The organism is Streptomyces sp. JLBG701 (assembly GCF_058544905.1).
On sequence record NZ_CM178588.1, the window covers coordinates 8,816,506 to 8,827,835 of the forward strand.

The following is an 11,330-nucleotide window of genomic DNA, read 5'->3' on the forward strand; positions in this document are numbered from 1 at the left end:
GAAAACCACTGGTCGCATCTCCCCGCCCCGGGCCACGATGGGCCCATGCCGAGCACCCTCCTCGCCTTCCTCGGGGCCTGCACTCTCATCGCCGCCTCGCCCGGCCCGAGCACCGTGCTGATCATCAAGGAGTCCATGCGCAGCAGACGCGCGGGCTTCCTGACCGTGCTCGGCAACGAGACCGGCGTCTTCGTCTGGGGCGTCGTCGCCGCGTGCGGCCTGACCGCTCTGCTGGCCGCCTCCGAGGTGGCGTACGACGTGATGCGCGTCGTGGGCGCGATCGTCCTGACCGGCTTCGGCGTGCAGGCGCTGCGCCACGCCCGCCGTATGAAGAAGGAGCCCCGGGAGACAGGCGACAAAGGGAACGGTGGCGACTGGAACGTCGTCGCGAAGAGCGGCTGGGCCTCCTACCGCGGCGGGCTTCTGCTGAACCTCGCCAACCCCAAGGCGGCCGTCTTCGCGATGTCCTTCCTGCCGCAGTTCGTGCCCCAGGGCGCCCCGCACCTCCCGGCCATGGTCGGACTCGCGGCGGTCTGGGCCGTCTACGAGGTCGGTTACTACGGCCTGTACGTCTGGTTCGTCGGCCGGATGAAGGCCGTACTGTCCCGCGCGGGAGTACGCCGGCGCCTGGAACAGGTCTCGGGTGGTGTGCTGCTCCTCCTGGGCGTCCGTATGGCCCTGGAGAGCTGACGTCATGGCGGGCGAACCGCCCGAAAGAGCCGCCGACCGGCTCGCGCGGCCCCCTCGGTCCGGGCAGGATGCTGACCGTAGTCACTCACCCCGCACCGGGAGGCCCGGATGACCGGTAGTACGGCCGCTGGTACGACCGCCCCCTTCACCGCCGACGACTACCGGGCCCGGATGGAGCGAGCCGCGCGGGCGGCCGCCGACGCCGGTCTCGCCGGGCTGCTGGTGGCACCGGGACCGGACCTGGTGTGGCTCACCGGCTACGCGCCCCCGGTCACCGAACGGCTCACCACGCTGGTCCTCGCCCCCGGACAGGACCCCGTCCTCGTCGTGCCCACCCTGGAGGCACCGGACGCCGCGAAGGCGCCGGGCGGCCCCGCCATGACGCTGCGCGACTGGACCGACGGCAAGGACCCGTACGCCGCCACCGCCGACCTGCTCCCCGCCACCGGCCGCCTCGGTATCTCCGACAACGCCTGGGCGATGCACCTGCTGGCACTCCAGAAGGCGCTGCCCGGCACCTCCTACGCCTCTCTCACCGAAGCCCTGCCGATGCTGCGGGCCGTGAAGGACGCGGCGGAACTGGAGCTCCTGGCGGCCGCGGGAGCGGCCGCTGACGCAACGTACGAGGAGATCCGGAAGGTTCCCTTCGCCGGGCGCCGGGAGTCCGACGTCGCCGGCGACCTCACGGATCTGCTGCGACGGTTCGGGCACTCCCAGGTCGACTTCACGATCGTCGCCTCGGGCCCGAACGGCGCCAACCCGCACCACGAGGTCGGCGACCGCGTCATCGGACACGGCGACATGGTCGTCCTCGACTTCGGCGGCCTCAGGCAGGGCTACGGCTCCGACACCTCCCGCACGGTCCACGTGGGCGAACCCAGTGACGAGGAGCGCCGCGTCCACGACATCGTGCGTCAGGCCCAGGAGGCGGGCTTCCGGGCGGTGCGGCCCGGCGTCCCCTGCCAGGAGGTCGACCGGGCGGCCCGCGCCGTCATCGACGACGCCGGATACGGCGAGTACTTCATCCACCGCACCGGGCACGGCATCGGAGTCACCACGCACGAGCCGCCGTACATGATCGAGGGCGAGGAACAGCCCCTGGTGCCCGGCATGTGCTTCTCCGTGGAACCCGGCATCTATCTGCCCGGCCGCTTCGGCGTGCGCATCGAGGACATCGTCACGGTCACCGAGGACGGCGGCCGTCGCCTCAACAACACCGCCCGCGACATGGCCATAGTGGACTGAACGAGCGTCAGGAGCTCCGCACACCCTCCGAAGCACCCCCCGAAACACCCTCCGAACGACAACGGCGCGCCCATGACCCAGGCACCGACACCCACCGCGGACACCGTCCGCCGACTGGTCCGTTCCCTGCTCAAGGACGGCGCGGCCGGCGCGGGCGGTGCGAGCGGCGCCGCCGGGCCCGAGGTCCGGCCGGTCACCGAGGGCGGCGAGCACTCCACGTGGTGGGTCGGCACCCGCCATGTGCTGCGCCTCGCCCCCGACCGTGAGACCACGATCCGGCTGCGCCGCGAACTGCGGCTGCGCGATGTCGTACGCCCGCACATCCCGGTCGCCGTGCCGACGAGCGTGGCGCACGGCGAGTGGGCGCCCGGACTGGCCTACACCCTCGACAGCAAGGTGCCCGGCGGTTCGGCCGAGGACCACGACGTGTCCGCCGTCGGCGAGGCCGACCTGGCCGGACTGCTCACCGGGCTGCGCGAGGTCCCGGTCCGCCAGGCCGAGAGCCTCGGCGTGTCCCGCACCGCCCCGCGCTCCCTGGAAGGGCTGCGCCGGGCCGCCGAGCGGGCCGTCGAACGGCTCGCCGCGGCCGACGAGTTCGACCCGGCACGCCTCCACCAGCTCACCCTGCCCGCCGCGGTCCAGCTCGCCGCCCAGCCCGGCGTCGCGGTCCTCGTGCACCACGCCCTGAGGGGCGAGCACCTCGTGGTGAGCGCCGACGGCAGGGTGCGCGGCATCCTCGACTGGACCGAGGCGGTCGTGGGCGACCCCGCCGAGGACATCGCCGGACTGGCCCTCGCCGTCGGATCCCCCGCCGCCGTCCGCGCCGCCACCCTCGCCGGCTACAGCGCCCGCCCCTGCCTGCGCGGCCTCTGGCTCGCCCGCTGCGACACCGTCATCCGCCTCGCCGACCGCCTCCAGGACACCGACACCGGCCCGCTGCCGCTCCTGCGGACCCAGCTGAGGCGCGCCTGGGAGGCGATCCTGCTGGAACGGGTCACGGAGCTGCGGGACGACTACTCCGACGACTCCGACGAGGAGCTCTAGCACCCGCTCCCGCCGGCACCCCGCTCCCGCTGGAGTTCACTCCTGCAGCAGCACCACGCACGACTCCCCGGGCACCTGAAGCAGCCCGTCCGCCCCCGGCGCCTCGACCGGCTCCCACGCGGCCAGCACATGGGCCTGCCGGCTGCCCAGCGGGATCGCGGCCACCCCCTTGGCGAGGTTCACGGCCACGCGTACGTCACCGCGCCGGAAGGCGAGCCAGCGCGCCTCCTCGTCGTAGGCCACCTTGATGTCGGCCAGGTCCGGATCGGTGAGGTCCGCCTGCTCGTGCCGCAGGGTGATGAGCTGCCGGTACCAGGCCAGCACGCGCGCGTGGGGCTCGCTCTCCGGCTCGGACCAGTCGAGGCAGGAGCGGTCGCGGGTCGCCGGGTCCTGCGGGTCGGGGACGTCCTCCTCGGCCCAGCCGTGCGCGGCGAACTCGCGCCGCCTGCCCCGCCGTACCGCCTCGGCGAGCTCCGGATCGGTGTGGTCGGTGAAGAACTGCCACGGCGTGCCCGCCGCCCACTCCTCGCCCATGAACAGCATCGGCGTGAAGGGGCCGGTCAGCACGAGGGTGGCCGCGCAGGCCAGCAGGCCGGGGGAGAGGGAGGCGGAGAGGCGGTCGCCCTGGGCGCGGTTGCCGATCTGGTCGTGGGTCTGGCTGTAACCCAGGAGGCGGTGCGCGGCCACGCGCGTGCTGTCCAACGGGCGCCCGTGGTGCCGACCGCGGAAGCTGGAGTACGTGCCGTCGTGGAAGTAGCCGTGCGTGAGTGTCCTGGCGACGGCCGCGAGGGGGGCACGCGCGAAGTCGGCGTAGTAGCCCTGGGACTCACCGGTCAGCGCGGTGTGCAGGGCGTGGTGGAAGTCGTCGTTCCACTGCGCGTGCAGGCCCAGACCGCCCTCCGCGCGGGGCGTGATCAGCCGTGGGTCGTTCAGATCGGACTCGGCGATCAGGAACAGCGGCCGGCCGAGGTCGGCGGCGAGTGTGTCCACGGCCGTCGACAGCTCCTCCAGGAAGTGGCACGCGCGCGTGTCGATCAGCGCGTGCACCGCGTCCAGGCGCAGCCCGTCCAGCCGGTAGTCGCGCAGCCACGCCAGCGCGCTGCCCAGCAGATAGGCGCGCACCTCGTCCGAGCCGGGTGCGTCGAGATTGACGGCGGAGCCCCAGGGAGTGTGGTGCGTGTCCGTGAAGTACGGGCCGAACGCGGGCAGGTAGTTGCCGGAGGGGCCCAGGTGGTTGTGCACGACGTCGAGGACCACGCCCAGGCCGAGTTCATGGGCCCGGTCGACGAACCGTTTCAGTGCCTCGGGGCCGCCGTACGGCTCGTGCACGGCCCACAGCGAGACCCCCTCGTACCCCCAGCCGTGCCGCCCGGGAAACGGGCACAGCGGCATCAACTCGATGTGGGTGACGCCCAGTTCGGCGAGATGCCCCAGCCGGTCGGCGGCCGCGTCCAGGGTGCCCTCGCGGGTGTAGGTCCCGACGTGCAGCTCGTACAGGACCGCGCCCGGCAGCGCGCGTCCGGCCCACGCGGCGCGCCACGCGTACCGCTCGTGGTCCACGACCGCGCTCAGCCCGTCGGGGCCGTCCGGCTGGCGCCTGGAGCGCGGATCGGGCAGCACGGGCCCGTCGTCCACCGCGAACCCGTAGCGCGTGCCGTCGTCGGCCTCCGCCTCACCGATCCACCATCCCGGCCGCTCCGGATCGCGCTCCAACGCGCGCGTGGCGCCGTCGCAATGGAGCGTCGTACGGCCTGCCTGCGGTGCCCACACCTCGAACTGCACGGACGGTCCCCTTCGTCTGCTCACCGGGATGTAGCCCGTCCATCGTGCTTCAAACGAGATCGATCCGCTTTCGAATCCGCCCGTTCGCGGCAGATGTCGCCGAACCTGTGCCCCGTGTGTGCCTGCGTCACGCGCGCGTGACGGCCTCGCCTTTTTCTGGACACCCCCGGGCCCGCTGACCGACAATCACGAACGTGACGTCGTCCTTCGAGTTCAACACGTACCCCGCGCGGCTGTCCGACGTGGAGCGCGACAAGGCGCTGAAGGTGCTCCGTGACGGCGTCGCGATGGGCCGTCTCTCGCACGACACGTTCATCCGGCGGATGGAGCTGGCCCTGACCGCCCGCCGCTCCGAGGAACTCGCCGCGCTCACCGCCGACCTGCCCACCGAGAGCCGCATGTCGCGTCTGGTGTTCGGCACCGTCGAGGCGGTCTCCGGCTTCACCGTACGGCTGCGCAGGGCCTGGCAGGCCGAGAAGCTCCCCAAGCTGCTGCTGCCCCACCCCGGCAGCGGCCACCCCCTGCGCATCGGCCGCGACCCCGACAACGGCCTCAGGCTGACCCACGAGACGGTGTCCCGGGTGCACGCCGAACTCAGCCGCCAGGGCGGCATGTGGGTCCTGCGGGACCTCGGCTCGACCAACGGGACGACCGTGAACGGCCGGCGTGTGATCGGCGCCGCCGTGGTCCGCGAGGGCGACCAGATCGGCTTCGGACGGATCTCGTTCCGGCTGGCCGGGAACTGAGCCGAACCTTAGCCTTGGCCTGGGGTTTACTCCATGCTCTGCTTCGCGCTCCGCTCCGCGCGATGACCCAATTCCCTTGCCTTCGGCGGTGTTGACGTACCCCGCAAGCCGTGACTGACTGTGCGTACACCATGTACATCAGGTGAACCGACGGCACCACATTGTGGAGGTGTGCCCTGTCGCCACTCCTCCGCTACCTCACCGTGGACGAGCTGTGCGCCCGGGCGGCCGCGCTCGTCGCCCGCCACCCAGGCGACGCCCGGCTGCAACGGGTGGGCACCTCACGCGCGGGCACGCCCATGTGGCTGCTGTCCGTCGGACACGGCAGCAGACACTCCCTGATCGTCGCCGGACCGCACGCCAACGAACCCGTGGGCGGCGCCACCGTCCTCCGGCTCGCCGAACGGGCCCTGGCCGACCCCCGGTTGTGCGAAGAGGCCGACGCCACCTGGAACCTGCTTCTCTGCCTCGACCCCGACGGGCTGCGCCGCAACGAGGGCTGGCTGCAAGGCCCGTACACCCTCGGCCGCTACTTCCGTAACTTCTTCAGACCCGGCTTCATGGAGCAGCCCGAGTGGCTGCCCGACGGCGCGGCCAGCGCCACGCTGCCCGAGACCCGCACCCTGCTCGACCTCCAGGACGAACTGAGACCCTTCCTGCAGTGCTCCCTGCACGGCGTCGACGTCGGCGGCGGCTTCGTCGAGCTGACCCGTGACCTCCCCGGCCTCGCCCAGCGCGTCGCGCACACCGCGGCCCGCCTCGGCATCCCTCGCGAACTCGGGCCCTACGACACCCTGTACTGGCCGAGTCTCGGCCCCGCCGTCTACCGGATCCCGCCGCCCTGCCCGGGCGACCTGACCGCGGCCATCACCGAGGCCGCCGTCGAGTCGACATGGTTCCATCCGCACCGGCACGGCACCGTCACCGCGGTCGTCGAGGCGCCCATGTGGGGCGTGGCCGCCGTGGAGGACGCCTCCCCGCCCGGGGACCGGGACGCGGTGCTGCGCACCGTCAGCCGCACCCTGCGCCACGACTCGCGCGTCCTGGAGGAGATCCTCGCGCGGATCGGCCCCCATCTGGGCGCTGTGCCGGAGGCGGCCCGCCTGCTCGCGCCCGTCGACGACTATCTGCTGGTCTGCCCAGGGCTCGCCGACGCCTGGGACCCGGACGTCGCCGTCGGCGCGCACCGCCTGCCGCCGCTCAACACCGCCCACCTGGCCGCCCTGCGCATCGCCGGCCGGCGGCTGGCCCTGCGGACGGCCGGACTGCTGCACCGGCTCGTGTCGGGTGCGGGGCGCGACCCGGCCGGTGTGCTGCCGGACCTGGACCGGCTCATCGACGAGTGGTGCGTCGACTACCGCGACGGCTGCGGGGCGCGCTGGATCCCCGTCGCACGTCAGGTGGAGTACCAGTCACGGGTCGTGCTCGCCGCGTTCGAGCTGGCGGGACGGCACGCGCCGGCCGTCTCCCGTTCGGGTGAGCCGGGGTGGGGTACCGAGGCCGCCGTGCCGATGCACCGGGAATGACCCACACCACCACAGCGAACTCGGTACGGCGCGCTCTGCTGGCGGCGGCCGCCCTCGTCCTCGCGGGCCCGGCCCCGGCCCACGCGACGCCCCAGGAGGCCGTCAGCGGCGACTGGCTCTTCGTCTCGGTCACCCATGGCGACACCCAGTCCAGCGACACGCGCGGCACCCTGCTGCTGTGCGCCCCACCCCAGGGGCACACGCACGCGGCCGAGGCCTGCGCGGAACTGGAGGCGGCGGGCGGCGACATCGGCGCCATCCCGCCGAAGGACGTCTACTGCCCGATGATCTACGCGCCGGTGACCGCTCACGCGCGCGGGGAGTGGAACGGACGGCCGGTCGAGTACCGGGAGACCCTCTCCAACGACTGCGCGCTGGGGGCCCGGACGGGGTCGGTCTTCGCGCTGGACACCTGACACGTCCTCGTGCGCGGGCGGGCGGCGGGTCTCACGCCGCCCGCTCGCGCGCGTACAGCGCCGCCGCGACGACCGTCCGGGACTGATGCTCCACCTGGTGCTCCAACGGCACCCAGCGGGCCCGGAACCGCTCGGCGAAGGCGTCGCTCCAGGTCGCCACGAGCTGTTCGAGACGCGGCGCCGCGCGGTCGTCGGTCTCCTGGAGGACCCGCAGGAACATCGCCGCGGCCCGCAGCGGCAGCCGGCGCCCGAACGCGTCCACGCTGCCCACGTACGCCATCGTGTTGTCGGCAGGCGGCGTGTGCATCCAGTCCGCGGCCAGGCCCGGCACCAGGTCCAGCGCCCACTTGGCGGCCCGCAGCAGCGGCCCGTCGACGCCGTCCAGGCGAGGCAGCGCCTCGGCCAGCACCCGCTCCACCTCAAGGCCGTCCCGCTGCAGGCGCCGTGCCAGCCGCCGTATCGCCGCGGCCGGCGCGGGATGCGGAGCCGGGTCGTCGACCAGGTCGCTCGCCCACATCGGCACCTCGACCACCGCGGTCATCCCGCCGTAGCGATGGGTGTCGTACCAGGTGCTGTGTCGCGCGTCGTCCGGCATGCTCGGGTACGCGGCGCCCGCACCCGGCGAGGGCATCACATGGACCCCGGGCCCCGACGCCGACCATCCCGCGGCGTCCGAGGCGCCCGTCTCCACCGGGATGTGCAGCTGCGCCGCGGACTTCGCGAACGCCTCGGCGAGACCCGGCACGTCCTTGGTCAACTGGACCCAGCTGCCGCCCAGATCGGTCCCGTGCAGTGTCACCTGGAGGTAGGGGCGCAGCTCGTCGATCACCCGGGTCAGCGCCCGTGTCTCGGGCGGCAGCAGATGGGCCGGCAGCACCGACGGCGACCACTCCGGCTGCTCCTCGGCGGCCGGCCGGAAGAAACCGAGGTGGTAGTCGTGCAGGCTGCGCGGCGCGGGCGTCACATGGAGGCTGGCCCCGTCCGGGTCCGCGCAGAGCAGGAAGTGCCAGGAGGTGTCGGTCCGCAGTTCCCGCTCGTGCAGCAGCCGTTCGGTGAGCGCGAGGAGGGTGGAGCCCCCGGTGGGCTCGTTCGCGTGGGCGCCGGCGACGACGAGGACGGCGCGTCTGGCGTGCCCAACCGACAGCAGATGAAGGGGCCGGCCCCCGCGGGAGACACCCACCTGCCGCAGGGAACACAGGCCCGGACGATGAGCCACCAACGCCCGGACGGACGAGAGCAGTTCGGTCACATTGGGGTAACGCAGCTCCGGCAGGAGACTCACCCCCGTCTATGTCCACCCGGCGTCGCCAACCGCAGTACCCCACGGTCTCCGAGGCATGTCAAGGCGACCATGGGGGAGGCTCCAGGGGGCGCCCAGATGCATTTCCGGTTAGCGGGTAGGGCATTTGGTGCCGGCGGGGGTCAGGCGCCCGCGCGTCCCCTCTCGCGGGCACCGGCGCTCACCGCCGATGCGGGCCGCGCGCCCCTTTACGGGGCGCTGTCGTCGACCCGCTCCAGCAGCGCCACCGGCAGCCGCTCGAAAAGTTCCTCCACGCGCGCGTGCCCCCTGAACTCCCGTTCCGGATCGAGCACATCGGCCCACCTGCCCGGCGGCAGAGCCAGCCCCGTGTCACGCCAGCCACCCGCCTCGGCCAGCCGCAGCGACAGCCGTGTCACGGCCGTGAGCACCTCGCCGGAGCGCACGTACGCCACACAGTGTGCCGCCGCCGGGCCCTCGGCGGGCACGGGCGCGTACGTCGCCGAGTCCCCGAAGACGCCGGGCCGCCGCCCGCGCAGTCGGAGCGCGGCCTCGGTCACCGCGTTCTTGTCACCGGGGTCCTCCGGAGGGAAGTGGGCGGGCCGCCGGTTGTCGGGGTCCACCAGTGCCAGGTACTCGCTCTCCGTGCCCTGGTAGAGGTCCGGTACGCCCGGCATCGTCAGGTGGACCAGGGCCTCGCCCAGCACGTTGGCCCGGATGTGGGGCTCCAGCGCGCTCCGGAAGGCGGCCACGTGCTCGCCGGGCGGCCCGCACGGGCCCGCCGCGACGAACGCCGCCACCGCCTCCTCGTACGGCGGCTCCTGCTCCGTCCAGCTCGTGTAAAGACCGGCCTCGCGTACGTGCTTCAGCAGCGCCTGCTGGACACGTTCCGGGGCCGCGGGGCCGAGCCCGAACACCGTCTGCCAGGCTGCCCACGCCAGCTGTGCGTCCGGCACGCCCTCGCCGGTGCGGGTCACCTCGGCCAGGACGTCGGCCCAGCGCTCAGGGCACTCGGTGAGCACGGCAAGCGCCGCCCGCACATCGGCGCTGCGCTTGGTGTCGTGCGTCGAGACCACCGTCCCGGTGACGGGCCAGTCGCGCTGCACGCGCGCGCAGTACCCGTGGAAGTCCTCCACGGACACGGCGGGACTTCCCGGGTTCCCGCCCACCTCGGTCGCCGACACCAGCGGCACATAGCGGTAGAAGGCCGTGTCCTCCACGGACTTGGCCCGCAGCGCGGACGAGGTCTGCGCGAACCGCGCCCGGAACTCCGCGTGTTCGGGCCCGCCGCCGTCACGCCCGAGCACCAGAGCCCGTACGACGTCGACCGCGCCGGCCTCCTCGGGGACGACGAACGCCTGCCGGGCTTCGGCGGCGGCCTCCTCGGTGACCACGGAGACGGTGTCACCGGAGGTGTACGGCCGGTAGACCTCCATCCGGACGAGCAGCTCCTGCAAGGCCGTACGCAGCGCCCAGGGCGCCCGGTCGCGCAGGGCCGGATCCGGCGAGGAGTCGCACAACCGGCTCGCCACCCGCGTCAGCCGCTCCACCTCGGCGGCGAGCTCGTGCGTCAACACCTTGTACGCCGCCCGTCGCACCGTCGCCTCCCACTGACCGCCCCGGTCCGTCTGCGGGGCCGCGAACCGCCGGTACTGGCCGAGGAGTTCACCGGCGCCCGCAGGGTCCGTGAACAGGCCGTCGATGTGCCGCAGAGCGTCGTACCCGGTGGTGCCCGCGACCGGCCAGGAGGCCGGCAGCTGTTCCCCGTCCGCCAGGATCTTCTCTACGACCGTCCAGCGCCCGCCCGTCGCCTCGTGCAGCCGCTGGAGATAGGCGTCCGGGTCGGCGAGACCGTCGGGATGATCGATACGCAGCCCGTCGATCACCCCCTCGCGCAACAGCTCCAGCGTCTTCGCGTGCGTGGCCTCGAACACCTCCGGGTCCTCCACCCGCACCCCGATCAGCTCCGAGATGCTGAAGAAACGCCGGTAGTTGAGCTCCGTGCGGGCCAGCCGCCACCACACGGGCCGATACCACTGCGCGTCCAGGAGCTGCGGCAGCGGCAACTCCTCCGTGCCCTCGCGCAGCGGGAACTCCTGGTCGTAGTAGCGCAGTACATCGCCGTCGACCTCCAGCCGGCCGATCTCCTCGCCGAGAGGGTGCCCGAGCACCGGCAGCAGCACCTGACCGCCGTTCGCCTCCCAGTCGATGTCGAACCAGCGCGCGTACGGCGACTTGGGGCCCTCCCGCAGCACCTCCCACAGGGCCCGGTTGTGGCGCGGGGCCATGGCCATGTGGTTCGGCACGATGTCCACCACCAGCCCGAGACCGTGCTCCCGCGCGGCCCGCGCCAGCGCGCGCAGCCCCTCCTCACCTCCCAGCTCGCCGCGCACACGCGCGTGGTCCACGACGTCGTAGCCGTGCAGCGAACCGGGGACGGCCTCCAGGACGGGGGACAGGTGCAGGTGCGAGACGCCGAGCGAGGCCAGATACGGCACGGCCGCCGCCGCGGCCCCGAACGGGAACTCGGGCTGCAGTTGCAGCCGGTAGGTGGCCGTGGGCACCACGGGGTCAGGTCGCTCAGGTGTCATGCAAACCTACGTACCCGCCCCGCCCCCTTTCG

General features: G+C 73.1%; 9 protein-coding genes. 6 read left to right on the forward strand and 3 right to left on the reverse strand.

Going from position 1 to position 11,330, the window contains the following annotated elements:
• Nucleotides 1-45: 45 nt before the first annotated feature.
• The 3 genes from AC5DRG_RS40545 (at nt 46) to AC5DRG_RS40555 (ending at nt 2,979) form a co-directional block, all read left to right on the forward strand.
• Nucleotides 46-690 carry a LysE family translocator gene (locus AC5DRG_RS40545; RefSeq protein ID WP_491804845.1) on the forward strand — a complete coding sequence of 215 codons (645 nt, stop codon included), beginning with the start codon at nt 46-48 and terminating at the stop codon, nt 688-690.
• A 108-nt stretch (nt 691-798) separates the two neighbouring features.
• On the forward strand, nt 799-1,935 hold the full coding sequence (locus tag AC5DRG_RS40550; RefSeq protein WP_491804846.1) for an aminopeptidase P family protein: 1,137 nt from the start codon (nt 799-801) through the stop codon (nt 1,933-1,935).
• A gap of 72 nt (nt 1,936-2,007) precedes the next feature.
• Complete coding sequence (locus tag AC5DRG_RS40555) at nt 2,008-2,979, forward strand: aminoglycoside phosphotransferase family protein (RefSeq protein ID WP_491804847.1); 972 nt, start codon at nt 2,008-2,010, stop codon at nt 2,977-2,979.
• A gap of 36 nt (nt 2,980-3,015) precedes the next feature.
• On the opposite strand, the gene treZ is transcribed toward AC5DRG_RS40555, so the two are convergent.
• Entirely contained in the window at nt 3,016-4,761 is a 1,746-nt protein-coding gene (gene treZ / locus AC5DRG_RS40560; protein ID WP_491804848.1) for a malto-oligosyltrehalose trehalohydrolase, read from the reverse strand.
• Between the two features lie 194 nt (nt 4,762-4,955).
• Between treZ and AC5DRG_RS40565 the strand changes: the two genes are divergently transcribed.
• From AC5DRG_RS40565 to AC5DRG_RS40575, 3 genes are all read left to right on the forward strand, one after another.
• Nucleotides 4,956-5,507, forward strand: coding sequence for an FHA domain-containing protein (locus tag AC5DRG_RS40565; protein WP_491804849.1), 552 nt, complete (start codon nt 4,956-4,958; stop codon nt 5,505-5,507).
• A gap of 203 nt (nt 5,508-5,710) precedes the next feature.
• The gene (locus AC5DRG_RS40570) at nt 5,711-7,033 is read left to right on the forward strand and encodes a M14 family zinc carboxypeptidase (RefSeq protein WP_491804850.1); all 1,323 of its coding nucleotides are present in this window, start codon (nt 5,711-5,713) and stop codon (nt 7,031-7,033) included.
• On the forward strand, nt 7,030-7,449 hold the full coding sequence (locus tag AC5DRG_RS40575) for an SSI family serine proteinase inhibitor (protein WP_491804851.1): 420 nt from the start codon (nt 7,030-7,032) through the stop codon (nt 7,447-7,449). The genes AC5DRG_RS40570 and AC5DRG_RS40575 overlap by 4 nt, the downstream gene beginning before the upstream one ends.
• A gap of 31 nt (nt 7,450-7,480) precedes the next feature.
• Here AC5DRG_RS40575 and AC5DRG_RS40580 read toward each other — a convergent pair whose 3' ends face one another.
• Nucleotides 7,481-8,731, reverse strand: coding sequence for a M14 family zinc carboxypeptidase (locus tag AC5DRG_RS40580; RefSeq protein WP_491804852.1), 1,251 nt, complete (start codon nt 8,729-8,731; stop codon nt 7,481-7,483).
• 206 nt (nt 8,732-8,937) lie between these two features.
• Entirely contained in the window at nt 8,938-11,298 is a 2,361-nt protein-coding gene (treY, locus tag AC5DRG_RS40585) for a malto-oligosyltrehalose synthase (protein WP_491804853.1), read from the reverse strand.
• Between the last annotated feature and the right edge of the window lie 32 nt (nt 11,299-11,330).

What these genes read in the sequence shown, in the direction of transcription:
- AC5DRG_RS40545 (WP_491804845.1), top strand. Translation starts at nt 46, where the DNA reads ATGCCGAGCACCCTCCTCGCCTTCCTCGGGGCCTGCACTCTCATCGCC.
- AC5DRG_RS40550 (WP_491804846.1), top strand. Translation starts at nt 799, where the DNA reads ATGACCGGTAGTACGGCCGCTGGTACGACCGCCCCCTTCACCGCCGAC.
- AC5DRG_RS40555 (WP_491804847.1), top strand. Translation starts at nt 2,008, where the DNA reads ATGACCCAGGCACCGACACCCACCGCGGACACCGTCCGCCGACTGGTC.
- AC5DRG_RS40575 (WP_491804851.1), top strand. Translation starts at nt 7,030, where the DNA reads ATGACCCACACCACCACAGCGAACTCGGTACGGCGCGCTCTGCTGGCG.
- treY (WP_491804853.1), bottom strand. Translation starts at nt 11,298, where the DNA reads ATGACACCTGAGCGACCTGACCCCGTGGTGCCCACGGCCACCTACCGG.